At 56.8% G+C, this 22,275-nt stretch carries 26 protein-coding genes; 13 read left to right on the forward strand and 13 right to left on the reverse strand.

From position 1 onward, the window contains the following. Positions 1–25 precede the first annotated feature (25 nt). The 3 genes from ACSQ3H_RS19755 (at position 26) to ACSQ3H_RS19765 (ending at position 2,038) form a co-directional block, all read left to right on the forward strand. Positions 26–610 (forward strand): DUF1214 domain-containing protein, encoded by a 585-nt coding sequence (locus tag ACSQ3H_RS19755; RefSeq protein WP_436118612.1) that lies wholly within the window; start codon positions 26–28, stop codon positions 608–610. Next, positions 603–1,148, forward strand: coding sequence for a DUF1254 domain-containing protein (locus tag ACSQ3H_RS19760; RefSeq protein WP_436118613.1), 546 nt, complete (start codon positions 603–605; stop codon positions 1,146–1,148). The genes ACSQ3H_RS19755 and ACSQ3H_RS19760 overlap by 8 nt, the downstream gene beginning before the upstream one ends. A gap of 92 nt (positions 1,149–1,240) precedes the next feature. Then, positions 1,241–2,038 carry a hypothetical protein gene (locus ACSQ3H_RS19765; RefSeq protein WP_436118614.1) on the forward strand — a complete coding sequence of 266 codons (798 nt, stop codon included), beginning with the start codon at positions 1,241–1,243 and terminating at the stop codon, positions 2,036–2,038. Positions 2,039–2,090: 52 nt separating this feature from the next. On the opposite strand, the gene ACSQ3H_RS19770 is transcribed toward ACSQ3H_RS19765, so the two are convergent. Further along, positions 2,091–3,407: an MFS transporter gene (locus tag ACSQ3H_RS19770; RefSeq protein WP_436118615.1), complete on the reverse strand. Its 1,317-nt coding sequence runs from the start codon at positions 3,405–3,407 to the stop codon at positions 2,091–2,093. 156 nt (positions 3,408–3,563) lie between these two features. Beyond that, positions 3,564–3,755 carry a hypothetical protein gene (locus ACSQ3H_RS19775; RefSeq protein ID WP_436118616.1) on the reverse strand — a complete coding sequence of 64 codons (192 nt, stop codon included), beginning with the start codon at positions 3,753–3,755 and terminating at the stop codon, positions 3,564–3,566. A gap of 167 nt (positions 3,756–3,922) precedes the next feature. On the opposite strand from ACSQ3H_RS19775, the gene ACSQ3H_RS19780 reads away from it, so the two are divergent. Continuing rightward, complete coding sequence (locus ACSQ3H_RS19780) at positions 3,923–4,882, forward strand: DUF2336 domain-containing protein (RefSeq protein WP_436118617.1); 960 nt, start codon at positions 3,923–3,925, stop codon at positions 4,880–4,882. Here ACSQ3H_RS19780 and ACSQ3H_RS19785 read toward each other — a convergent pair. The 3 genes from ACSQ3H_RS19785 to ACSQ3H_RS19795 form a co-directional block, all read right to left on the reverse strand. Beyond that, entirely contained in the window at positions 4,879–5,226 is a 348-nt protein-coding gene (locus ACSQ3H_RS19785; RefSeq protein ID WP_436118618.1) for a DUF1491 family protein, read from the reverse strand. The genes ACSQ3H_RS19780 and ACSQ3H_RS19785 overlap by 4 nt on opposite strands. 208 nt (positions 5,227–5,434) lie before the next feature. Further along, entirely contained in the window at positions 5,435–6,310 is an 876-nt protein-coding gene (locus tag ACSQ3H_RS19790; RefSeq protein WP_436118619.1) for a peptidoglycan-binding domain-containing protein, read from the reverse strand. Further along, positions 6,285–8,096: a sensor histidine kinase gene (locus ACSQ3H_RS19795; protein ID WP_436118620.1), complete on the reverse strand. Its 1,812-nt coding sequence runs from the start codon at positions 8,094–8,096 to the stop codon at positions 6,285–6,287. Before ACSQ3H_RS19795 ends, ACSQ3H_RS19790 begins: the two co-directional genes overlap by 26 nt. 375 nt (positions 8,097–8,471) lie before the next feature. Here ACSQ3H_RS19795 and ACSQ3H_RS19800 point away from each other — a divergent pair, with 375 nt between their 5' ends. Beyond that, a complete protein-coding gene (locus tag ACSQ3H_RS19800; RefSeq protein ID WP_436118621.1) occupies positions 8,472–8,960 on the forward strand; it encodes a DUF5330 domain-containing protein in 489 nt (162 codons plus the stop codon). A gap of 72 nt (positions 8,961–9,032) precedes the next feature. Further along, positions 9,033–9,473 (forward strand): SufE family protein, encoded by a 441-nt coding sequence (locus ACSQ3H_RS19805; RefSeq protein ID WP_436118622.1) that lies wholly within the window; start codon positions 9,033–9,035, stop codon positions 9,471–9,473. Here ACSQ3H_RS19805 and ACSQ3H_RS19810 read toward each other — a convergent pair. Both ACSQ3H_RS19810 and ACSQ3H_RS19815 read right to left on the reverse strand, forming a co-directional pair. Next, positions 9,470–10,264, reverse strand: a complete 795-nt coding sequence (locus ACSQ3H_RS19810) for a DUF6456 domain-containing protein (protein WP_436118623.1) — start codon at positions 10,262–10,264, stop codon at positions 9,470–9,472. The genes ACSQ3H_RS19805 and ACSQ3H_RS19810 overlap by 4 nt on opposite strands. Next, on the reverse strand, positions 10,261–10,716 hold the full coding sequence (locus tag ACSQ3H_RS19815) for a helix-turn-helix domain-containing protein (RefSeq protein WP_436118624.1): 456 nt from the start codon (positions 10,714–10,716) through the stop codon (positions 10,261–10,263). Before ACSQ3H_RS19815 ends, ACSQ3H_RS19810 begins: the two co-directional genes overlap by 4 nt. Before the next feature lie 196 nt (positions 10,717–10,912). Here ACSQ3H_RS19815 and ACSQ3H_RS19820 point away from each other — a divergent pair, with 196 nt between their 5' ends. Next, the gene (locus ACSQ3H_RS19820; protein WP_436118625.1) at positions 10,913–11,233 is read left to right on the forward strand and encodes a cytoplasmic protein; all 321 of its coding nucleotides are present in this window, start codon (positions 10,913–10,915) and stop codon (positions 11,231–11,233) included. Between the two features lie 186 nt (positions 11,234–11,419). Here ACSQ3H_RS19820 and ACSQ3H_RS19825 read toward each other — a convergent pair whose 3' ends face one another. Continuing rightward, the gene (locus tag ACSQ3H_RS19825; protein WP_436118626.1) at positions 11,420–11,857 is read right to left on the reverse strand and encodes a MucR family transcriptional regulator; all 438 of its coding nucleotides are present in this window, start codon (positions 11,855–11,857) and stop codon (positions 11,420–11,422) included. Positions 11,858–12,251: 394 nt separating this feature from the next. Here ACSQ3H_RS19825 and msrB point away from each other — a divergent pair, with 394 nt between their 5' ends. The 4 genes from msrB to ACSQ3H_RS19845 all read left to right on the forward strand — a co-directional run bounded on the left by msrB (position 12,252) and on the right by ACSQ3H_RS19845 (position 15,965). Next, positions 12,252–12,656 carry a peptide-methionine (R)-S-oxide reductase MsrB gene (gene msrB / locus ACSQ3H_RS19830; RefSeq protein ID WP_436118627.1) on the forward strand — a complete coding sequence of 135 codons (405 nt, stop codon included), beginning with the start codon at positions 12,252–12,254 and terminating at the stop codon, positions 12,654–12,656. A gap of 96 nt (positions 12,657–12,752) precedes the next feature. Next, complete coding sequence (locus tag ACSQ3H_RS19835; RefSeq protein WP_436119504.1) at positions 12,753–14,849, forward strand: S9 family peptidase; 2,097 nt, start codon at positions 12,753–12,755, stop codon at positions 14,847–14,849. 115 nt (positions 14,850–14,964) lie between these two features. Further along, positions 14,965–15,489, forward strand: a complete 525-nt coding sequence (locus ACSQ3H_RS19840; protein WP_436118628.1) for a cysteine rich repeat-containing protein — start codon at positions 14,965–14,967, stop codon at positions 15,487–15,489. 137 nt (positions 15,490–15,626) lie between these two features. Further along, positions 15,627–15,965, forward strand: coding sequence for a metallophosphoesterase (locus tag ACSQ3H_RS19845; protein WP_436118629.1), 339 nt, complete (start codon positions 15,627–15,629; stop codon positions 15,963–15,965). Between the two features lie 60 nt (positions 15,966–16,025). On the opposite strand, the gene ACSQ3H_RS19850 is transcribed toward ACSQ3H_RS19845, so the two are convergent. The 3 genes from ACSQ3H_RS19850 to ACSQ3H_RS19860 all read right to left on the reverse strand — a co-directional run bounded on the left by ACSQ3H_RS19850 (position 16,026) and on the right by ACSQ3H_RS19860 (position 19,592). After that, positions 16,026–16,880 carry a glycoside hydrolase domain-containing protein gene (locus ACSQ3H_RS19850; RefSeq protein ID WP_436118630.1) on the reverse strand — a complete coding sequence of 285 codons (855 nt, stop codon included), beginning with the start codon at positions 16,878–16,880 and terminating at the stop codon, positions 16,026–16,028. After that, positions 16,786–18,636 carry a glycoside hydrolase domain-containing protein gene (locus ACSQ3H_RS19855; protein WP_436118631.1) on the reverse strand — a complete coding sequence of 617 codons (1,851 nt, stop codon included), beginning with the start codon at positions 18,634–18,636 and terminating at the stop codon, positions 16,786–16,788. Before ACSQ3H_RS19855 ends, ACSQ3H_RS19850 begins: the two co-directional genes overlap by 95 nt. A 242-nt stretch (positions 18,637–18,878) precedes the next feature. Continuing rightward, positions 18,879–19,592 carry a L,D-transpeptidase gene (locus ACSQ3H_RS19860; protein WP_436119505.1) on the reverse strand — a complete coding sequence of 238 codons (714 nt, stop codon included), beginning with the start codon at positions 19,590–19,592 and terminating at the stop codon, positions 18,879–18,881. Positions 19,593–19,910: 318 nt separating this feature from the next. Between ACSQ3H_RS19860 and ACSQ3H_RS19865 the strand changes: the two genes are divergently transcribed. Together ACSQ3H_RS19865 and ACSQ3H_RS19870 are read left to right on the forward strand one after the other, a co-directional pair. Then, positions 19,911–20,789, forward strand: a complete 879-nt coding sequence (locus tag ACSQ3H_RS19865) for a branched-chain amino acid aminotransferase (RefSeq protein ID WP_436118632.1) — start codon at positions 19,911–19,913, stop codon at positions 20,787–20,789. Between the two features lie 165 nt (positions 20,790–20,954). Beyond that, a complete protein-coding gene (locus ACSQ3H_RS19870) occupies positions 20,955–21,554 on the forward strand; it encodes a superoxide dismutase (RefSeq protein ID WP_436118633.1) in 600 nt (199 codons plus the stop codon). Positions 21,555–21,629: 75 nt separating this feature from the next. On the opposite strand, the gene ACSQ3H_RS19875 is transcribed toward ACSQ3H_RS19870, so the two are convergent. Further along, on the reverse strand, positions 21,630–21,857 hold the full coding sequence (locus ACSQ3H_RS19875) for a BrnA antitoxin family protein (protein WP_436118634.1): 228 nt from the start codon (positions 21,855–21,857) through the stop codon (positions 21,630–21,632). 10 nt (positions 21,858–21,867) lie between these two features. Next, a complete protein-coding gene (locus ACSQ3H_RS19880; RefSeq protein ID WP_436118635.1) occupies positions 21,868–22,143 on the reverse strand; it encodes a BrnT family toxin in 276 nt (91 codons plus the stop codon). Positions 22,144–22,275 lie beyond the last annotated feature (132 nt).

Raw genomic sequence — 22,275 nt, forward strand, 5'->3', positions numbered from 1 at the left:
CATCGCTCCCGTGTAGTCATCATACATGCTTCGAAATGTTTTCCTTGCCCTCATTGCACTTGTGATTGCCGTCGGCGGAGGCACGCTGAGCGCATGGTATGCGGTGAACCGTTTCGATGGCTTTGGTGCCCTCACTGTTGGCCAATGGACCGGGCACCCGGAAGCCGGCACGCCTCTGTCAGACCCTTATGCCAAAGCGCGGGCCGCCCGCGAAGGCGCCTTTCCGCTCGGGTCCGCCGAAGGCCTCGCCTTCTACGCCTATAGTGATGATCAGAAACAGACGCTCGACCGGCGCTGCTCCTACAGGATCGAAGGCAACAGCCCCAACTCGCGTTTCTGGACGCTCTATGCTGCCGATCGCTCCCTGATCGCGCTTGACCCGGGCAAGGACAGGCTACCCGCATTGCATTCGCGGCAAATACTCCGCCAGGAGAACGGCCAATTCGTCATCCTCGTTTCGCCCAAGGCTCAACCGGGAAACTGGCTGGCCACGACAGGCGCAGGACGGATGGTGCTGGTGATGACGCTCTATGACACGCCTGTCGGCAGCAATTCGGGCCTCGTCGACATGACATTCCCGGCGGTCACGAGGATCAGCTGCGATGGGTAAGCTTTTTCGCGCCCTGCTCTTTGGTCTCATCGGCGCCGGCCTTGTTCACATCGCCGTTGTCCTGCTCGTACCCTTCTATTCGGATCGCAACGCTTGGTCGCGTATTTCCGCCTATGGCGATGACTGGCAGTTCCATAGCGTGACACGGCAAGGCGTGCCCGGCACCGTGCCGCTCGCCTTCGATCCGCTGTTTCAGGCTGCGGCCTGCCGTTTCGATATCGAGGACCTTCCCGCCCACGTCACCGGCGTCGGCACGACACCCTACTGGTCAATCTCCGTTTACAACCGCCAGGGCGAAAACATCTATTCGATCAACGATCGCACAGCGATTGCCGACCAACTCGATCTGGTCATCGCGACCCCGCTGCAGATGATCGAGCTCAACAAGACCAAGCCTGCCGCGGCAGAGAATTCCGTGCTGATTGAAGCCGATATGGATGAGGGCTTTGTCGTCGTGCGCAGTTTCGTGCCGGACGAGTCCTGGAAAGAACAGGTCGATGCTTTCCTGAAAAGCGCGAGTTGCACACCGTTGTTGTAACGAGCGCCATGCGCGGCACCGTTAAGACTTTAGTCGGATTGCGTTCCAGACGGACTTCGAATACGAGCACCGTGCAATAGACAAGGACTGCCATGCTGGCACTAAAGTTGACTCTTGTGCCGGCGTTCTTGCTGGCCATTTCCCTTTCGGGCAAATGGTGGGGACCAGCAATTGCTGGATGGCTGGCCGGGCTACCTGTTGTCGCTGGCCCGATCCTCTATCTCCTTATACTGGAATATGGGAACGAATTTGGTGTAAAAGCCGCGACGCTTTCTCTTTTCGCCATTCTGGCATCAGAGTCTTTTAATTTCGGCTACGCATGGGCGTGCCGCAGAACCTCTTGGGAGGCGTCAACGGCTGTTGGGTTGGTTCTGTGGCTCACTGCTGCCTATGTTCTCTCCTTCATGCCGGTTTCAGTTGTATGGGCGGTCGGTGCGGCCATCGTAGCCGTCGTCTCCAATCAGGCTCTGCTTCCACGTGGTACGAAGATTGCGATCGGAAGCCCATTGACCAAAATCGATTTGACACTACGAATGATCGCCGGCGCCGCACTAACCGTTTTGGCGACGTCAGCCTCGTCGATTGTTGGCCCTCAGTGGAGCGGGTTGCTTGCGGTGTTTCCTTTACTGGCAGTAGTCATGGCAGTCGCGTCCCACAGGGCACACGGGCCAGACTTCGTTATTGCGCTGTTCAGGGGGATGATCGTCGGTCGGTTTTCATTTGCTGTCTTTTGTTTATGGCTCGTATTTGCGCTTCCTTATCAAAGCTTGAATACAGTGTTTCTGGAAGCTTCCATCGCAGCTGTAATCGTGCAGTGGATTGCAAGGTGGACTGTAAAATATCACCAGCTTCGCATTGATGCGAATGGTTCAATCTTGCAAGCGGACTAAGCTGCGTGGCTGCGGCGGTAGATAAGTTGTTCCGCCACAGCCATTGGACTTGCTACTCTTCCAGCGGCTTATGCGCCGTTTCGCGCGCGAGCAGCAGCACCAATCCCGTTACGCAAGCCGCGCCCGCCACGTAGATCGAGATGGCGTACGAACTGGAATAGCTCTTGAACAACGCTGCCATGATCAAGGGAGCGAAGCCGCCGCCGACGATCCCGGCAAAAGTATAGGCAAGGGACGCTCCGGTGAAGCGGACGCGGGTCGGGAATTGCTCGATAATGAACGACGCCTGTGGTCCGTAGAGACAGGCGTGCACAATCAGTCCTCCGACCGAAGCCAGCACGATCGCCAAGGTCTGCGTCGTGTCGAGCAACACGAACATGAAGAAAGCCCAGATGATTGCGCTCACGACACCAAGCGCGAGCACCGGTCGCCGTCCCCAACGATCGGACAAGATCGCGAAGAGCGGAACGGCCAGCGCATTGAACCCCGTACCTATCAAAAGAGCCATCAAGGCCGTGGACTTTGGCAGTTGCAGGACGGTGGTCACGTAGGTCAGGGTGAAGACAACGATCAACCCGTAGAGCACATCACCGCCGATGCGCGAACCGCCCGCCAGCAAGAGCCGGCGCCAATGCTCGGTAACAACCTCCTTGATCGGTGCCTTGGCCTTGGCGTGCGCCTCTTCCAGATGCTTGAACATCGGCGATTCCTCGACGCCGCTGCGCACCCATAGGCCAAAAGTGACCAGCACGAGGCTGAGAAGGAATGGAATACGCCAGCCCCATGCAAGAAACGTTTCGTTGTCCATCAGCGAGGTAAAGCCATAGATAAGACCGGTCCCGAGAAGGGTGCCCAATGCCGGCCCCATCTGCGTCCACGAGGCATTGAGCCCGCGTTTGTCCTGCCGTCCATGTTCGACCGCTAGCAAAACTGCGCCCGCCCATTCGCCGCCGAGAGCAACACCCTGGACGAAGCGCAACGTTATCAGCAGCACCGGCGCGAGTATTCCGACTGAGCCATAGGTTGGCAGCAAGCCGATGATGGAGGTCGTCAATCCCATGATGATCAGCGTAATCACGAGGACTGCACGGCGGCCGATCTTGTCGCCGAGACGGCCGAAGAACAGGCCGCCCAAGGGGCGCGACAGATAGCCGATCGCATAGGTGGAAAAGGCCAGCATCGTACCGACCATCGGATCGACGCTCGGAAAGAACAACTGGCTGAAAACCAGTGCCGCCATGGTGTTGTAGATGGTGAAATCGTAATACTCCAGCGTCGTGCCGATCATACTGGCAAGGGCCAGACGCTTCGGATGAGCTGAGGGGGAAATGGTGTCGATACTCTCGACCGTGTCGGCAATTGATGACATTGGAAAATCTCTCTGAATTAAATTTTGAAAGAATAAAATTATCGCGCGTAATAATACGCAATAGGATAGGCCCATCGGGCTTGTGTCAAGCACGGACTTGGAGAAAAGCGGATTTTATAATCAGGATATGAAACTGCAAGAATAACGGGCAGCGCTTCAACCCGGCTGCGGCATCGTATCGAAAAATCTGCGTGGTGGTTTTGATTTGGCGCGCTTGGGCGCTTCCGGTGTGTAGCGCTCGTAGCGCACGCCGGGAAAGATCATGATTTCGGCTGTCGTCTGCCGTTTGGTTTCTGCAATGGGGCGGCGTTTTATTGCGCTGCCTGGAAATGTGATGACAAACCCCATATCGCCCATCCGTATTGGTTCGTTGATCTCCTTGATACTCAGATGCTACGCGCGCACGATTTGCGCCATAATTTCATTAGACATGCCGATGGTTAACGGGTTGCTAACGCTTCGCAGCTAATTTTAGCCATTGTTTAACCTCGTACTGCGTCGAGTGGAGTGTGTTCGTGAAGTATCCTGAGTTTCGGGCGCTTGAAGACCGCAGTAGCGGCAGCAAGGCTGACGATCTCCTGACCGCGTCGATTACCGCCTTCTGCTGTGTCGCAAGACCGGCAAAGAGCGATGCGCAGCAACTCGAGGATCTCGCGGTTCCCCTTCTCGCTCTCGCCTCGCAGCGCGTGCGCCGCCATGCGGCTGCCGCCTTGTCGGAATTCTCCCATGCGCCGAAACGGCTCGTTCTCGCGCTTGCGGAGGACGAGGTGGATATTTCCGCGCCGCTGCTTTTGCGCTCGCCGGTTTTGAAGCCTTCCGACCTGACCGATATCATCACGCATAAAGGTATCGGCCACGCGCGGGCCATCGCGCGGCGGCAGATCACCGATCCCGAGCTTCTGCGCGTGCTGCATGAATTCAATGATCCTGCCATTGAACGTGCCTTGGAGCTTCAATCGAATACTGGCGAGAGCGGGGACGACCAGATGCCTGATACCATGCCCACCCCGGAATCACCGCGTCTGCGTGAAACCCGCGAAGCGCTGAAGGCGCTGATGCGGGAAAGCGATGCCGGCTTCTCCAGCGATCAGGCGTTAGCCGAGCATCTGGTCGATGCGGCTCTTCTCGATCAGACCACATTTTTTGAAGCTGAATTAGCCAAAGCGCTCAAGCTTGACCCGGACAGTGCCAGGCGCATCACCGGCCATGGCCTGAACGCGGAATTGACGATCGCGCTGGCGTCTCTCGGGCTTTCGGCCGAGGCCGCGCATCTGGTCCTCACCGGACTGTTCGGCCTCGTGCACAAGGATCTGCATTCGCTGCGGCTCTTCGTGCAGTCTTATCGCCAGATCGATCAGGAAAAAGCGCAGACGACCGTCGAGCGCTGGAAGACACAGGAAAACTCGCAAAAACTACGGCAGAAACTGCGCGAGATGGCCGCGGATTTCGAGAACGGCGCGCGCAAGGTTTCCTAATCGTTCGCAACCGGGAACAGTTCGGATCGGTCTCCGCGATAATCTTCAATCTCGACAATCCACAAATCGCGATCCCAGCGCTTCTGCTTTTCCAGATCATCGTTGATTTCTGTTTCGGCAACGCCGGCTTTCAACGGTGTGAACAGCCGCTCATCCGGCTTCCTCTCGTCATAGAACATTTGCGGCGCCGGCCCGAACAGATCATAACTGCCGTCCGCATTGCGGAATTTGATGAAGATGGCGCCCGCCTCCGCCGCACCCTTGTTGCTCAGCGCTGCAAACGCGCCGGTGCCGTTGATGCGGCGCATCAATGCGGAAACCCAGAATTCAGATGTCAGGCGCATGGTACATTCCAGATTTATGTCAGGTCCATGCCGCTCTTTACCCTCCCCCTTGTGGGGAGGGAAGCTGCGTAGCAGCAGGGAGGGGTCTTTTGCAGCGCGCTTTTGGTTGCACACAGCTATATTGCCAACAAGAAACCCCTCCCCGGACCTGCGGTCCGTCCCTCCCCCCAAGGGGGAGGGTAAGGGGCGGTGCCGTACGCAGCACACCTCAATTGATCAGGCCGATTTCCTGCATCTTGGCGAGAAGCTTTTCATCCGGCTCGCCCGTCACCGGCAGGCGGAACAGCTTCTGGAATTCGCTCACGGCATTTTTGGTAGACGCGCCGACCTTGCCGTCGATCTCTACCATGTCATTGCCGAACGCACGAAGGCCCGCCTGGACTCGCACGATTTCCGCCGGCGACAATCCGCCAGCGCTGGCAACGGCTGCGCTGTCTTGTGCCGGACTGGTTGAAATCTTCTGTATAGTTGCCTTTTCCTCGGTATGTTCCGGCTTCTTCTCCGGCACGGCGATGCTGGCCGTGGTTTCGCTGGCATTGTCAACGGTCTGCTCGGGCTCGATACCCATGGCAGCCGTTGCCTTACGGTAGGCATCGATTGCGGCGCGGGTGCCCTTGCCCGAAATTCCGTCGACAGTGCCGCTGTAAAAGCCGAGCGCCAGCAATTTCTGCTGCAGCTTCGCCACTTCCGGATCGCCACCCGGTGCCAAAACCGGATCACCGTTGATAGCAGCAGCAATCGGATCAGGACTCCGCGGAACGGGAACAGACTTTACCTTGCGAATGGGCGCGTCGGCGGGTTGAGCCTGTGGGGTGCTGCCCTGCAGGGAAACATTGTCATGCTTGATCGGCTTGAACACGAGTTCCGGCCGCGTCGGGAAAAACACGCCCTCATGCACATGCGGCTGATACCAGAGCGCATTGGCGGAGATGAAACCGAGCGTCACCAGAAAGGCGGTCGTGCCTCCGGCAATGCCGGGGTTGCTGGCGATCAACCCGCCTGTTGCAAAAACAGCCGAGGCGAACCTGCCTCTCCTGGGAGCGCGCCGCTTGCTGTTGCTAGGCCGACTTACGGGCTTCCGCATGGGAACCTCCCTCGATATCGCTTTCAATCTTGAATTCAACGATGTTCGCTTGCTCATCCGAAAAATGTTCGACCACGGGACCGTCCAGCGGAATGCGCACCTCTACGATCGTGCCCTGCCCGGGAATACTCTTGATCTTCAGGTCCCCGTCATGCAGTCCGACCAGGCCCTTGACTGTGGCAAGGCCAAGGCCGGTGCCCTCATGTGTTCGCGTGTAATCGTTCTGCACCTGCCGGAAAGGCTGGCCCAATGTCTTCAGATCAGCTTCGGCAATGCCGATACCCGTATCGCTGACGGAGAATGCCAGCATGTTATCTTCGATCAGCGCATCGATGGTGACGATGCCGCCGCTTTCGGTAAACTTGATCGCGTTCGAAACGAGGTTGATCAGCACCTGATTGATGGCGCGGCTGTCGGCAACGACATTGCCGATACGCGGGCTGACGCGATCGCACAGGGTCACGCCTTTCTGCGAGGCCTGATGCGCCATCATGCCATGCACCATGGTCACGGCATTCTTGAAGGCGAAGCTCTCCGTGAAGATCGGATAGGTGCCCGCTTCAATCTTCGACACATCGAGAATGGCGTTGACGACGGAAAGGAGATGATTGCCCGACCGGTTTACAAGTTCCACGTATTCGCGCTGGCGTCCGTCCGGCAGCTTGCCGCAAATCTCCTGCAGCAGCACGTCGGAAAAACCGATGATGGAGTTGAGCGGTGTGCGCAGTTCGTGGCTGACCGAAGCAAGGAAGCGCCCCTTGGCGATTTCCGCTGTTTCGACTTCGCGGCGCGCAATTACCAGCGCATTGCGGTCGGCGACAGCCTGCGAAATATCGGTTGCGACGACGACAAATCCCTCGCCCTGGCTGTGCGGTACGGCACGCAAGCGATAGGTGGCGAAGCGCACGCTATGGGCGTGTTTCGATGTCGCGCCCGGCGCAACGCAGCGCAGCTTGAGGTCGACCATCGCGCTGGAGGCGCCGCTCTTCATATCCGACAGGAAGCTGAGAAACTGCACACGATCCGATACATGGACCCGGTCGAGCAGCGGCGTGCCGATCAGGAGGTTACGGGCAATGCCGAACTGGTCCTGCGCCTTGGGCGACAGTGAGAGAATGAGCCCGTCCATTCCAAGACTGAACACGACGCCTTCGATTGCGCTTTCGAGATCGGCAACACGATCATCGCGGCGGGCGGCAATCGTGCGCGCAGATAGCGCTTGGGCAGTCCTTAGGATCAAAGTTGCGAGATACCCGAACGAGGCTAGAAGCGTGAGGGGCGCCAGCTTCACACTGCCATCCGTCCGCAGCGCCACGACAAGCAGCGTAGCCAGCACCGCAGCAGCAATGCCAGCCGGCACGCGAATGGATTTTTCCGTACGGCAGACAAACCACGCCTCGAGTGGAACGGCGGCGGCCATGATCCACAGCAGCAAATTCGCTGACGAAGCGGTGACGCTGATCGAAGCAATGGACAGGCCATAAGCACCAAGCGCGTTCACGCCAACCAATGCGCTGTGCTTCGATACCGAGAGCGCACCGCAGAAGATCATCGGCAGAGCGAGGATGCCGGCAACGAGACTGACGACGCCGGCGATCTCGCCAGCAATCGCGTGACTGGTAATCATCGCGATAGCCAGCATCAGCGGCATGCCGAGAAAAGCACCGGCCATGCGCGCGTCCCGCTCAGCGGCGGCGGCACCTGCAGCGGACGGACTGACCCAGCGCTTGCACAGGCTTCTATAGCCTGCCGCAATTCTGGATTGTGTGACGGAGTGGATCGGCACCAACTTTTTCCTGCTTTCCGCAAAATCCGGCCGGAGCCAGATGCATCGCGGTCATTTCCCGAATGTTCTTTGCAACATTCCTGTCAGCGTTAACTTTTGCAGATGAGGCTTTAAGGAAAGGATAAAGCCGGGGCCCCCGACGCCATGCGAACCCGGTTTCAAGCGATTGTGGCGGTCATGGTAAATGAAGGGTTTCGGCTTTGAGCAGCTTTGCGGTCCGAATCGCAAAGCGCCGGTTTTTGCCCTCAACGAATGTTAATCCTTCGTTTCTATGATCACTCAAATGCAGAAATGCGTTTCAACGGGTTTTTGCCGGATCTGTGTCAATGTCTCATCACGAAGGGCTGAATGGCGACATTATAGAGGACTGCTGAAATGTTCTTTCTGATCAGGTTTGCGATCAAGTTCTGCTTCTGGATGATGTTGATCTCCCTGTTCATTCCAATGGACTCGAAAGATCAGCCGCAGGGTATCGCCCAGCCCGGCCCAATCGAAGCCTTCCTTGCTGCACAAGAGACGATCAGCGATCTCAGCGACTTCTGCACACGCAAGCCGCAGGCCTGCGAGACCGGCAAGGCCGCGCTTTCCAGCGCCGGTGTTCGCGCCAACGAAGTTGCCAAGGTCGGCTATGAGTATCTCGATACTCGGTTTGGCCAAAATACGAAAAAGCCCGGTGGGCAAAGCACGGATGCGACTGTGGTTGCAGCCCACAGCGGCGCCGCGGAAGCCAATCAGGTGGACGCGATCAAGGCAAAGCTGCGCGAAATGGCTTTGCGCGAAATCCTGGAAGCCGCCGTCCGTCAGCGCGAACAGGCGAACGAGGTCGATGACAAGACCCAGACCGGGACAGTCGCAAAGAAGTAATCCGCTTTTTTGATTAAAACGGTGACGTTTGACGCGCGGATCACTATATATGCCATGAAAGGGAAGTGATGCATGGCACAGACAATTAGCGACATTATTGCAGATTTCGACTTTCTCGATGATTGGGAAGATCGCTATCGCTATGTCATCGACCTCGGGCGCGACCTGAAGCCCTATCCAGAATCGGCGCGGGATGCTGTGCACAAGGTCAGGGGTTGCGTCAGCCAGGTCTGGCTGAAAAGCACACTCAGCGGCGGCGGCGATCCGGTGATCGACTTTGTCGGCGATTCCGATGCGCATATCGTGCGCGGCCTCGTCGCGATCATGATGGTGCTGTATTCCGGCAAAAAGGCTTCCGAGATCATGGCAATCAACCCCGAAGCCATATTGAAGAAACTCGGTCTCGACGAACACCTGACGCCGCAGCGTTCCAACGGCCTGCGCGCCATGATCGGCCGCATCCGCAATGAAGCGCAGAACGCCCTGGTCCCCGCCGCGGTCACGCAGCATTAATTTCGAATCTCCGGCCGATAATCCTCGCTGCCCCAGTGAATAATCCGTGAGTTTCTTCGTGTAGGCGAGGCTGGGTGATAATGCCGGTCCAGCACCGCCAGCGCGGTCTTCAGGATCAGTTTTGCCGAACGCACTGGCCATTGCCGTTCACGTTCGACCATCTCCAGCCCTTTCAAAAAGCAGCAGACATCGATCAGCACGCCGGACAGTTCCGGTCCGACAGCGTCCAACGCCCGCTCGACCCGCTGGCGCGCGGCCAGCGCTGCGTCGGTGATCTCTAGCACACCATTGGCGCGGGAACCGGACCCGGTGACATCCCAGTTGACGCCGATCGACGGCATGAGGTTGCCTATTGTAAAATCGGATCGCAGCCGCTCGCCCGCCTTGAACGCTTCGTCGCCGATCAGCGGCTGCCCCGTTCCATCCTTGCGCTTGCGCAGCATCGCCAGCGGCGACTCCCCGTCGTTACTGCGCACTCGCATTGACCCGCTCTCGTCGGCAATGACAATCATTGTTTCGCGGCGGTGCTGCCCGGCGTACGGGTCGTCTGAGCATTCGAGCCGACGCAGCCAGGCGCGTCCCGCATCGCCGATCGAGAGCCTGCCCTTGTTGAGCGTTGCAAGATCCTGGCTCAGCACAAACTTCACTACGTTCCGCTCGGTGGAAATCGTGCCATGCGCGCCGCTTTCCAGCATCAGCTTCTCGGGGTTTTGCGCCTCGACGATTGCAGCCGCACCCTTGGCAATGAAACGCAACAGCCGCGCTATCTCCTTGTCAACCGGGCTGCTCATGCGCGCAGCCTCCCGTTTTGCACGAAAGCGACCCTGATGATGTTTTCTATCGTCTGGATGATCCGGTCGAATTCCAGTTCCTCGCGCATGTCCTCGATCAGATGGCAAGCATGATTAACCGTGCTGCGGTCGCGGCCGAAGGCACGTCCGACCTCGCTCATTGTGAGCGCCAGTGTGACATGCGCCACATACATACCGACCTGTCGCACCCGCGCCACCGAACGCTCACAGCGCGAATGAGATCGCAGATCGCGCCCGCTGACATTGAAAAAGGCGGAGAGGATATCGATGACGCCATCGCAAACCTGAAACAGGCGCTCATCCACCGGCGCTTCGTTATCGACGATGACAAGGGCTGGTGCCCTGAACCTGCAACGTCTTGGCCGGAGCATGTCGATCATCGTCTGCGCTTCGGCGCCGGAACGGATCAAACGGGGGAAACTCGAAGACATTCTCACTCCACTTCAGTGATAGGAATATCTTCTTATAAATTCTCGATCAAGAACGTGGATAAGTTTTCTTATTCGAACCGCCTAAACCGTTATAATTTCACATGTTTTTCTTTCAGCACAGGTATTTATAGGAGTTTTATCCTACATCGCCAACGGTTCGCCATACTGCATCTATCCCTCAACAAGGAATGGACGCATGCAGGCAATCGATTGGAACAAACAGCGTAGCGCGTTTCTCGCGGCCAAGGACAAGCATGCCAGCGAGGCACGGCAGCGCCTCGCCCTGCAAATTCTCTGCAACGCCGATCTGGATGGATTGATTGCGCAGGACGATGAAAGCAAGTCTCACATGTGCAGGCGGCTGAAGCGCCTGATCGAGCGTGAGCGGCTCAAGGGCGTCAATGGCCACTGGAGCTATGATCTCAATCGCCACATTGGCTTGAAGCAGGCACTCGATACGTTGAAGTCATCGATGCTGGAAGACGCCGTCAAGGGTAATACGCTGCCTGTAGTGTAACTGCTGTGTCTCACGGGTCGGAGATCAAACACCGCCCACAAATGCAAAACGGCGCCTCTCGGCGCCGCTCTGTCACTGTATCATAGACCTGTTTACGCGGCCTCTTGCGCTTGCAACGCAGGGTTCGTGAGCGCCGGACGCGCAGAAAATCGCATCAGATGCCCATCAGTGAATTGGCAAAGGTCTTTAAGCGGCCTTCTTGCGCTTGCGGCCCAGGCCCATATTCTTTGCCAGGCGCGAACGGGCTGCTGCATAATTCGGAGCGACCATCGGATAGGAAGGATCGAGATCCCACTTCTCACGATATTGTTCAGGGGTCAGGTTGTAATGCGTCATCAGATGGCGCTTCAATGACTTGAACTTTTTGCCGTCTTCGAGGCAGACAATAAAGTCATCCGCGACAGACTTCTTCGGGTTGATAGCTGGCTTGGGTTTTTCCTGGATGGCGGTCACGGATTCCGTACCACCGCCAACCCGGCCAAGAGCCGCATGAACATCAGAGATAAGGCCGGGCAGGTCGCCGGCCGGCACTGAGTTATTGCTCACATAGGCAGCAACCAATTCTGCCGTGAGTTCCAGCAGTACGTCGCTGCCAGTTGTGTTTGAATTGTCGAACGTGGTCATCTAAGTCCAATTCCTTCGTCTAATTTGAAATCTGGATAGGTAGATTAAAATCACCAATATAAAGTCGATAACAGGCGAAGTCTCCTACGCCATTGACAACAAACTATTCCGGATTTTGATGAATTTGTCAAATCAATACTTCGCCTACAAAAGAAATATTTCAAATAATCCCCAAGGCAGAGATTAACCCTTAGCAGTAGAGATAGACCCAAGAAAGCCGGAACCTGATTGCGCACGCAATAACAAAAATGCGCATGCAAAAGGATTTGCGCCATACCACTAAGACAAAAAATGGCAAAAATGAGGAATGAATCGCGATACTTAAGCATTCTATAATAACAGATATTGCGGTGTGTAGTGTTCATGCCTACATCTGGGTAAAAAGGAACCAACGATGAACACAAAAACATTCAAGGTCGTTAAAACAGACGCTGAGTGGCGTGAACAGCTCACGCCGGAGCAATATCAAATCACCCGAAACCATGGGACGGAACGCGCTTTTTCCAGCCCGAACTTCGATAGTAAACGCAACGGATTATATAAATGCGTTTGCTGCGATCGTCCGCTCTATCGCTCTGAAACCAAATATGAATCCGGCACCGGCTGGCCGAGCTTTACCGCTCCGGTCGAGCCTGATGCGGTCAATGCGATCGTGGACCGTTCCTATGGCATGTTGCGGACCGAAATAAAATGTGCGGATTGTGATGCACATCTCGGCCATGTTTTCCCGGACGGCCCTCCCCCAACCGGCTTGCGCTATTGCATGAATGGCAATGCGTTAGTCTTTGATCAGGATTGACCAGCCGATAACTTGCTTTACACCTCTTCTTGATCGCCGCTTTCGGCGGATTTTTCTGTCCGCCGGCAAATCATTGAAAGTTTTTCCATGACCAATATGCCCCGTTTTTTGAGCATCCCAGTACCACAATCCGAGAAGCGACCCGTATCCGATACCCGCCACGGCATCACCCGCACAGACGATTACGCCTGGATGCGCGCTGATAACTGGCAGGACGTTTTCCGCGACCCCTCCACGCTCGATCCGGTGATTCGTTCGCATCTCGAAGAGGAAAACGCCTATCAGTCATCGCTGATGGCCGACACCAAGGATCTTCAGACGAGGCTTTTCGATGAGATGAAGGGCCGGATCAAGGAAGATGATTCGTCCGTTCCGTCCAAGGACGGGCCCTACGCTTACGGCACGTCCTACAAGACCGGTGGCCAGCAGCCACGCTTTTTCCGCACGCCGCGCGATGGCGGCGCCGAGACCATGCTGCTCGACGGTGACCTCGAAGGCGAAGGCAAACCCTATTTCCGCCTGGCGTCCGCCGATCATTCGCCCGATCACAGCAAGATGATCTGGGGCTTCGACGACAAGGGTTCGGAATTCTTCACGCTGAAAGTGCGTGACCTCGCAACGCTGCAGGATACCACGGAGACCGTCAGCGATACCTCCGGCGGCGGCGTGTGGAATGCCCAGTCGAATGGCTTTTATTACACGCGTGTCGATGCCAATCATCGGCCGTCGCGCCTGTTCTACCACCAGCTCGGCCAGCCCGAGAGCGAGGACCGCCTGATCCACGAAGAGAAAGATCCGGGCTTCTTCCTCGGCGTCGGCGGCAGCACGCTTAATGATTTTGTCTTCATCGATATCCACGACCACGAGACGTCGGAAATCTGGCTTATCCCCGCCAATGACGCGAGCGCCGAGCCCAAGCTCGTTGCGGAGCGGCAGACCGGCGTCGAATATAGCCTGACCGAAGGCGGCGACGTCTTCTACATCCTCACCAATGCAGATGGCGCCAAGGATTTCAAGATCATGAGCGCGCCGGTCGATGCGCCGGAAATGGCCAACTGGACCGAAGTCGTCGCTCACAAGGCCGGGCGCCTGCTCCTCGGTCATTCGGCCTACAGCAACCATCTCGTCTGGCTCGAGCGTGAGAACGGCCTGCCTCGCATCATCATTCGCGACCGGCATTCCGGCGAACAGCATTCGATCTCGTTTGACGAGGAGGCTTATGCGCTCGGTCTGCAGGGCAGCGCCGAATATGACACGGAAATCATCCGCTTCTCCTATTCGTCCATGACCACGCCGACGCAGCTCTACGATTACAATATGCGCACGCGCGAGCGTACCCTCCTGAAAACGCAAGAAGTTCCCTCCGGCCACAATCCGGACGATTACATCACGCGCCGCCTGCTCGCACCGGCGCCGGACGGCGAGATCGTACCCATTTCAATCGTCTATCATCGTGACACGAAGATCGACGGCTCGGCGCCATGCCTGCTCTATGGCTACGGCTCCTATGGCATCACCATTCCGGCGAGCTTCAATACCAATTGCCTGTCATTGGCCGATCGCGGCTTCATCTATGCCATCGCCCATATCCGGGGCGGCAAGGACAAGGGCTACGACTGGTACGAAAACGGCAAGCGCCTGAAGAAGAAGAACACTTTCACCGATTTCATCGCGGCCTCGGAGCACCTCGTCGCTCAAGGGTTCACCAGCCACGACCGGATCGTTGCGCAAGGCGGTTCCGCCGGTGGCCTGCTGATGGGCGCTGTCGCCAACATGGCGCCCGGCAATTTTGGCGGCATCATTGCCGAAGTGCCCTTCGTCGATGTCATCAACACCATGCTCGATGACACGCTGCCGCTCACCCCGCCGGAATGGACCGAATGGGGCAATCCCATCACTTCGGCCACGGACTACGCCTACATGGCCTCCTATTCGCCTTACGACAACATCGTGGCGCAGGACTACCCGGCGATCCTTGCCGTCGCTGGCCTCACCGACCCGCGCGTGACCTACTGGGAACCGGCGAAATGGGTGGCAAAGCTGCGGGACATCAAGACGGACGACAATCCGGTCCTCTACCGCATCAACATGGATGCGGGCCACGCAGGCGCCTCGGGGCGTTTCTCGCGGCTGGAAGAAGTCGCCTATGTCTTTGCCTATGCGCTGAAGCTGGTCGGAAAAACCGGCGTTTGAGCTGAAAGGACGCGCGCGCGGCGCTTGCCGCGTCCGACTGGCGTAACTGTAACGTACTTGCTTCGTTCAAGGTGCGTGTCAACTTGCTCTGGGACCACACTCAGGGAGAGGTTCGATGCTCGAAAACAACAAGAAACGTACAGATCGCAGGAGCGGCCTGTTTATAACCACGCTGTGCATGGCCGGTCTTTTCGCCGGTATGGCAGCCGCCCAGCAACCTACTGCGGCACAGCAAAGCGCCATCAAGTCGGCTTGCCGTTCCGATTTCATGGCACAATGTTCCGGTGTATCGCCGGGCGGTCAGGCCGCGCTTTCCTGTCTGCAGCAGCATAGTTCATCCCTCTCTGCGGCCTGCCAGACGGCAATTGGTGCCCTGGGAGGAGGAAAATCCGCGCCGGCAGCAACTGCGACGTCCCCGGCGACAGCACCGGCAACTGCCCCTGCTGCGACGGCGACGCAATCTGCCCCGGCTTTCACGCCGCGTGGGGAGATGGCCATCGTGCGCCAGTCCTGCGGGCCGGATTTCCGGAAGTTTTGCGGCTCGGTCGCCCTGGGCGGCGGGCGTGCTATCGCATGCCTGAGAGACAATTTGAGTAACTTGTCGCCGACGTGTCAGAAGGTGCTGACGACACGCCGTTAGCCGTTTCACGCACCTTTCACTTCGCCGTGGTGCAGCGTTCGCGCGGTTACTTGCGCGTCGAAATGGGCTATAAATGTGCAACGCCCGCTCGGGGATTCGGACGCTGGTTGGTTCTTGAATAGCCTCGGAGGTTATAAATGAAGAGAAACGTATTCGCCCTGATGCTTGCGTTGGGTTTTCTGGCGCAGCCGGTGCTCGCTCTCACGGATATGGCGCAAGTACAGGCGGCGGTTCGCAAGAATGTCAGCGAATATGCCGGCCAGCGCTGCAACACGCCGCCGCGCGGCTCGGGGATCATCCTCGGCCAATATTCGGGCACGACTGACAATCCGATTATCTCCATGGGCCGCGACAATGTGCCGGTTTCGGCATTTCGCTGTTTCACATCGATGCAGGAATGCCAAGGCTGGCTCTACACGATGCGCAGCAAATACACCGACGGGATTTCCGTGCTGATCAGTTGCAAGAAGCGGTAGGCGATCTCGCCAGCCAGCGTGTACGGGCCGCCAATGACGGCCCGTTTTCATGTCTGGGTACTACCGAATGTTCTGTACGCCAGTCAGCTCTTTGGCTGTCGCCTTGCTGTAGTCGGCATCCGGTCCCGATGGCGGGGTAAGATCGCCGCTTTCGCCCCATTTCGTCGGCGTGGCCGAGAGTTTGTAGCTCAGCGTGCCGCCATTGGCGACCTTGTCGAGCGGCAGCCACGAGCCTTGATAGGTCGCATCGCCCAGCTTCATTTCCTCGATATAGCGAACATTGTCGAGCATCGCCTGTTTGTCGGTTTCGATGCGCAGTTTCTTGCCATTGCCGAGCCAAAGGGTGATCCCGGCGAATTGCGGCGTCGAAACGGCCATGCCGCCCACGGAAGGAATAACCGGATAAAGCCCGAGTGCTGACCAGACATACCAGCCGGATGTCGCTCCCATATCGTCGTTGCCGGGCAGACCTCCCGCATTGAGTGAGAAGTTCTTGTTCATGATGATCGGGATAATGTATTGCGCATATTTCGGGCTACCTGCCCAATTGTAGGCCCATGGCGTCTGGAAGGCCATCTCGTTGCCGATATAGTTATTGCTGGATCCCTCGCCGCCGTTGAGCTGCCGCCCCGTAGGCTCGGTGCCTGCACCTGTAAACCGCGTCGATGCAGGTATGGAAAATAGTTTGTTCAGGCGCGTGATCGCCGCTGGCTTTCCACCGAGCTTGTCGATCAGCGCGCTCCAGTCCTGTGCAAACGACCAGATGTAGTTCGCTTCTGTCGACTCGTGGAAGCTTCCGCTCAGTGCTTTCGACGAATCGTCAAATATATTGTTCCAGTTCTTCGCCCGTGTAGAGACTGGCGATATCGCTTTGATCGGCGCCTTTGGTGGCGGGCAAAGCAGAGAGGAAGGCACCGATGGAACGATCGCTCGTTATCATTTCAAGCGTCGTGGATCCTTTATGGGCTTCCACAATATAGCCCAGGGTCAGGTAGGCCGTCATATCAGCCACACTAACGCCCCGCTTGTCATTGCAGGGGTTGTCGGTCTCGAAAGCCGATTCCCGCATGTACTTGCGTGCGTTCTCGAGATCGAACTTTCTCGCTCCGAATGCATAGGAACCGGCGATGACATTGGGCGCATGATCACCATTCATCGGCGTGGTATCCTCGCTGCCGTCCACCCAGTGCGGAAGCGCGCCGCATTGCTGGGCATCGGCCACGAGGGATTGCATCATCTCACTTGCCTCGTCTGGAGCGATCAGGGCGACGAGTTGCGCTTGTGATCGGTATGTATCCCACATGGAAAGCCCGGAATAATGCGTCTTGTAGCCCGCATCCTTGCCATCCAGCTTGAACTTGTAGTTCGAGACATTGACCGTTGCGCGGGTTGGTATATCGGCCTGATCCAGATCAGTCTGTTTCATGCTGCGATAGTCGCCATTGACGTCGATATAGACCGTCGGGCCGCTATAGACACGGTAGTAGGCCGTGTAGAATTTCTTCAGGTTGGTCTTCGCCGCATCCTGCTGCGCGGATGGCAGCTTTTCCACCTCGCCGGGTTTGGCAAGATCGACCTGGATCGTATTCAGGCGGCTGTTCCAATCCTTAGATGATCGGGTTTTGATCGCATCGAAAGACCAGTCCTTGTTCTCCGCCTCCAAATTCAGTTTGGCATTGGCGGCACTGACGGATGAAATACCAATCTTGAGCTGCACGCTCCTGTCGGCATCCGTCAGATCGAATTGCAGCGTCGCGACGCCGCTTTTCGCCGAAGAGCTGGCTGTTTTCAGTTTCTTGTCGAAGACCGCGTGGAAATAAACCGGCTGCTTCCAGTGGCCGCTACAAAAGGCATTGGCGACAGACTGGCCGGACACAGATTGATTGTCGGCACCGAGCTGAATGCTGGAGAGACTGGCGTTGCTGCCGCCCTTGTCTCCATTGTTGCGGGTCGAATCGATGACAAGGAAGGACTTGTCCTTGTCGGCATAGGTTAGGCGCGCCATGCCGGTTCTGGTCGTTGCTGTCAGCTCGCTGACAATGCCGTTGCCGAACTTGACCTTGTAATAGCCGGGTTCAGCCGATTGGTCGCTCTTGCTATAGGCGACACCAGAGGTGCTTATCCCGGCGCTTGAATCCTTTGGCAACAGGACAACCGCACCCTGACCGCGACAGCCGGGGCCATTCAGATGCGTCATGCTGAAATACTGGATCGAATTGTCGGTATAATAGTAGCCGCCCGAGCCGTAACCCCAACCTTGGCCGCTCCCAACTGTATCAGGGCCGAAACTGACCATGCCGAAGGGTGTCTGCGCCCCAGGATTGACATTGCCGGAATGACCGCCGCCCGTTTCTGTTATGGAGGTTCCGACAAAGAGATTGACGAACTGCGTCAGGGCGACGTCGACGCGCGGGTCCTTCAATGCCTCTATTTCCGCATCGACCGCGGCCTCAGTCGAATCCGTGTGCTCTTCCTCCAAGAGCTTATCCGGCTCGACGACCCTCGCCTGATCGGCCTTCGATCCTGCATCGAGCTGGTCGATTTGGGCGTTCAGATCGGCAAAGGTGCTGAAAGTATCATCGCCCGTGTTGTTCGCATTGTCCGAGCCATTGCAGCCTGCGAGTATGGTGCAGCCGAGCAGCCCCATGAAAAGGGTTTTCTTGAAAATCATAATTCCTCCCGGGGAAGTCAAAAATCGATAAAATATGGGTTTGTGAAAATGGGGGCGCACGAAGCGGTTGTGGCCCAAAACTCCCCTCCCAAGGAGTTCTAACCGAGTAAAAGCGGTTTTGAATATGTCCGGTTGTAAAGCGGTGTCAATTCGCCGAAAGTTCAAGACACGAATTGACTACCCAAACAAAAAAGACCGGTGAATCACTCCACCGGCCTTTTTATATCTGGATCAAACGTGACTTACGTCACCAGAACCGGCGTCTTGTTCGGCACGCGGTCATAGAGGTCGATGATGTCCTGGTTGATCAGACGCACGCAGCCGGATGACACCGCCTTGCCGATCGACCACCATTCCGGCGAGCCGTGCAGGCGGTAGAGCGTATCGACCCCGTCCTTGAAGAGATAAAGCGCGCGGGCGCCGAGCGGGTTTTTAAGTCCCGGCTGCATGCCGCCACTCCGGGCACTGTACTGCACCAGTTCCGGCTGGCGGGCGACCATTTCGTCCGGCGGCGTCCAGGTTGGCCAGTGGCGCTTCCACTGGACCACGGCGCGGCCCGACCAGGCAAAACCTTCCTTGCCGATACCGACGCCATAGCGGATGGCCTGTCCATCTTCGCGCACCAGATACAGGAATTTATCGCCCGTATCGACGACGATCGTACCCGGCTGCTCGCCGGTCGGGTCCTGCACGATCTGGCGAAGATAACGCTTGTCCATTTTTTCGACCGGGATCGCCGGCAGCATGAAGCCGTCGTCCTCGCGTGCCGAATACATGGATTGAAAGGAGGCGTAGGCCGGATCGACATCCATTTGCGGCGTCGCAAGGGGATTGCCGTAGTCATCGACCTGGATGACTGGCCTGTCGTCGCGGATCTGGGCGCAGCCTGCGAGACCGGCTGCTGCGGTTGCAGTCAATGCAGCCAGAAAGCCGCGACGGGAAAGTGTGTTTTGCATCATTGAACCAGGTTGGTGACGGGATGGGTGAGCAAGGAGCTTGTCTCGCCCTAAACGCACAATGATTATGGCGGCTAACCGTTGACAATAGGGCGCAAACAAGGCGACTCGGCGAGTGTTGCCGCGCCGCAACAAAAAGCTCGCGCGTAAGGGAATTGCCCGTTCAACTGCCGATAAACACTTTGTGAGAGGGTGGATTATGGATAGCGCGGGCTTACGGAAAGCGGAATCACCCTTACATCAACCAACACAGCCATTGACCGCGCCGCCGAAGTGCACTTCGATGGAAAAAATGACCTGTAGGACGGAATCGGTATCATGGCGATCAATACTCAAGCTCAAACAGTGACATGGACCTATGTCGATGGCGACTGGTACGAAGGCAATGTGCCCCTGATCGGTCCGCGCAGCCATGCGATGTGGCTGGCCTCTTCGGTTTTCGACGGCGGGCGCTGGTTCGAGGGCGTTTCGCCCGATCTCGACAAGCACTCAGCCCGCGTCAACGTCTCGGCAATCGCCATGGGCCTCAACCCGTCGATGAGCACGGAGGAAATCATCGGCCTTGCGAAAGATGGCTTGAAGAAATTCGACGGCAAGACCGCGGTCTATATCAGGCCAATGTACTGGGGCGAGCATGGCGGCTATATGGGCGTTCCCGCCGATCCGGATTCGACGCGGTTTTGTCTTTGCCTCTATGAGGCGCCGATGATCGAGCCGAGCGGCTTTTCGATCAGCGTTTCGCCATTCCGGCGTCCGACATTCGAGACCATGCCGACCAATGCCAAGGCGGGCTGTCTTTACCCGAACAATGCTCGTGCAATCCTCGAGGCGCGCTCGCGCGGCTTCGACAATGCGCTGGTGCTCGATATGCTCGGCAACGTGGCCGAGACGGGCACCTCCAATATTTTCATGGTCAAGGACGGGCATATTTTCACGCCTGCGCCAAATGGCACGTTCCTCTCCGGCATCACGCGCTCGCGCACGATCGACGTGCTCGCCGATTACGGTTTCCGCACCACGCAGACGACGTTGAGCGTGCAGGATTTCCTCAATGCCGACGAGATTTTCTCGACGGGGAACCATTCGAAGGTCGTTCCCGTTATCCGTATTGAAGACCGTGATCTTCAGCCGGGCCCGATCGCCAAAAAAGCGCGGGAGCTTTATTGGGAGTTTGCGCACTCGACGCCGAAAATTTAACCCTCAAAACGGATCGAACCGAAATATTGATCCGTTTCGCATTGCTCCTGAAGAAATACGGACCTATGTAACGAACGCAGGTTTTGTCAGGATTGGCAACCATCCCATTCCGGGGCCCTCCCGGGTAGCCAATCCGGTCACAATTGAATCGAAGAGGAGACTTCCATGGCTTTCGAATTGCCCGCACTGCCGTATGATTACGATGCGCTCGCACCCTATATGTCGCGCGAAACGCTCGAATATCACCACGACAAGCACCACAAGGCTTACGTTGACAACGGCAACAAACTGGCTGCCGAAGCCGGTCTTGAGAACCTTTCGCTCGAAGAGATCGTCAAGCAGTCCTACGGCAAGAATGCCGGCCTCTTCAACAATGCCGGCCAGCATTACAACCATCTGCATTTCTGGCATTGGCTGAAAAAGGGCGGCGGCGGCAAGAAGCTTCCGGGCGCGCTCGAAAAGGCGGTTGAATCCGATCTCGGCGGCTATGACAAATTCCGCACCGATTTCATCGCTGCCGGCACCACGCAGTTCGGCTCCGGCTGGGCCTGGCTCTCCGTCAAGAACGGCAAGCTCGAAATCTCCAAGACGCCGAACGGCGAAAATCCGCTGGTTCATGGCGCAACGCCGATCCTCGGCGTCGATGTCTGGGAACACTCCTATTACATCGATTATCGCAACGCCCGCCCGAAATATCTGGAAGCGTTCGTCGATAATCTGATCAACTGGGACTACGTCGCAGAACTCTACGAAAAAGCCAAGTAATCGGCTTTTGAGGTTGATAAGACGGCCCCGTCATTGGCGGGGCCGTTTTCGTTGCTGGGACCGCCTCCGTCTATTCTACGAATGACTGTGGGCCCTGACATATGCCTTCAAGACTTCCTGCATACGGGTGAGATGCCCCTTTCCCTGGCTTTTGAAGAATTCAAAAACATCCGGATCAAGTTTCAGGTGAACAGATCTGGGCTCTTTCGGCTCGACCAAACGGGCATTCGCCCAAAAATCCGGTCCCAGTTCCTCACCCTTCAAGGGCTCGGAATTGCCGGAGAGTTTTCCTTCTCTATTCATTTTCTCCAAGTCATCGAGCGATGCCCGCTTGATATTGGTCATATTCAAGCTGACCTCCTTTCCAAGCTGTTATGAGGCGGGTGACCTCGTTTCGATTCGTATGAACAACAATGAAACAAGCGCCGTCGACCATACCCAGTGAAATGAACCGTTCTTCACCATAATCGGCTCTGTCGTCTATCTTCGTAAGGACCGGGCCTTTAAAAATCAAAGCTGCATATAGAAGGTCGACGCCATGCTTCTTGTTTACCTGCCGCCGCTTGTTCTCATCCCATTCAAATTCCAATGAGACTGCTCCTTAAAATATTTGGTGATGAAATCTCTCAAAAAAATTAGATGCTCGAATTCAAAGGCCAAAGAAAACCGGCACATTAAGTGTATGAAAAAAATGTACACTTTTCAAGCTTTCGTTTGAAGA

Source organism: Phyllobacterium sp. LjRoot231 (assembly GCF_964253365.1).
GTDB lineage: Bacteria > Pseudomonadota > Alphaproteobacteria > Rhizobiales > Rhizobiaceae > Phyllobacterium.

Excerpts from the sequence above, each read along its gene's own strand:
- ACSQ3H_RS19755 (WP_436118612.1), top strand. The coding sequence starts at position 26 with ATGCTTCGAAATGTTTTCCTTGCCCTCATTGCACTTGTGATTGCCGTC.
- ACSQ3H_RS19760 (WP_436118613.1), top strand. The coding sequence starts at position 603 with ATGGGTAAGCTTTTTCGCGCCCTGCTCTTTGGTCTCATCGGCGCCGGC.
- ACSQ3H_RS19765 (WP_436118614.1), top strand. The coding sequence starts at position 1,241 with ATGCTGGCACTAAAGTTGACTCTTGTGCCGGCGTTCTTGCTGGCCATT.
- ACSQ3H_RS19770 (WP_436118615.1), bottom strand. The coding sequence starts at position 3,407 with ATGTCATCAATTGCCGACACGGTCGAGAGTATCGACACCATTTCCCCC.
- ACSQ3H_RS19775 (WP_436118616.1), bottom strand. The coding sequence starts at position 3,755 with ATGGGGTTTGTCATCACATTTCCAGGCAGCGCAATAAAACGCCGCCCC.
- ACSQ3H_RS19785 (WP_436118618.1), bottom strand. The coding sequence starts at position 5,226 with ATGCGCCTGACATCTGAATTCTGGGTTTCCGCATTGATGCGCCGCATC.
- ACSQ3H_RS19790 (WP_436118619.1), bottom strand. The coding sequence starts at position 6,310 with ATGCGGAAGCCCGTAAGTCGGCCTAGCAACAGCAAGCGGCGCGCTCCC.
- ACSQ3H_RS19800 (WP_436118621.1), top strand. The coding sequence starts at position 8,472 with ATGTTCTTTCTGATCAGGTTTGCGATCAAGTTCTGCTTCTGGATGATG.
- ACSQ3H_RS19805 (WP_436118622.1), top strand. The coding sequence starts at position 9,033 with ATGGCACAGACAATTAGCGACATTATTGCAGATTTCGACTTTCTCGAT.
- ACSQ3H_RS19810 (WP_436118623.1), bottom strand. The coding sequence starts at position 10,264 with ATGAGCAGCCCGGTTGACAAGGAGATAGCGCGGCTGTTGCGTTTCATT.
- ACSQ3H_RS19815 (WP_436118624.1), bottom strand. The coding sequence starts at position 10,716 with ATGTCTTCGAGTTTCCCCCGTTTGATCCGTTCCGGCGCCGAAGCGCAG.
- ACSQ3H_RS19820 (WP_436118625.1), top strand. The coding sequence starts at position 10,913 with ATGCAGGCAATCGATTGGAACAAACAGCGTAGCGCGTTTCTCGCGGCC.
- ACSQ3H_RS19825 (WP_436118626.1), bottom strand. The coding sequence starts at position 11,857 with ATGACCACGTTCGACAATTCAAACACAACTGGCAGCGACGTACTGCTG.
- msrB (WP_436118627.1), top strand. The coding sequence starts at position 12,252 with ATGAACACAAAAACATTCAAGGTCGTTAAAACAGACGCTGAGTGGCGT.
- ACSQ3H_RS19835 (WP_436119504.1), top strand. The coding sequence starts at position 12,753 with ATGCCCCGTTTTTTGAGCATCCCAGTACCACAATCCGAGAAGCGACCC.
- ACSQ3H_RS19840 (WP_436118628.1), top strand. The coding sequence starts at position 14,965 with ATGCTCGAAAACAACAAGAAACGTACAGATCGCAGGAGCGGCCTGTTT.
- ACSQ3H_RS19845 (WP_436118629.1), top strand. The coding sequence starts at position 15,627 with ATGAAGAGAAACGTATTCGCCCTGATGCTTGCGTTGGGTTTTCTGGCG.
- ACSQ3H_RS19855 (WP_436118631.1), bottom strand. The coding sequence starts at position 18,636 with ATGATTTTCAAGAAAACCCTTTTCATGGGGCTGCTCGGCTGCACCATA.
- ACSQ3H_RS19860 (WP_436119505.1), bottom strand. The coding sequence starts at position 19,592 with ATGCAAAACACACTTTCCCGTCGCGGCTTTCTGGCTGCATTGACTGCA.
- ACSQ3H_RS19865 (WP_436118632.1), top strand. The coding sequence starts at position 19,911 with ATGGCGATCAATACTCAAGCTCAAACAGTGACATGGACCTATGTCGAT.
- ACSQ3H_RS19870 (WP_436118633.1), top strand. The coding sequence starts at position 20,955 with ATGGCTTTCGAATTGCCCGCACTGCCGTATGATTACGATGCGCTCGCA.
- ACSQ3H_RS19875 (WP_436118634.1), bottom strand. The coding sequence starts at position 21,857 with ATGAATAGAGAAGGAAAACTCTCCGGCAATTCCGAGCCCTTGAAGGGT.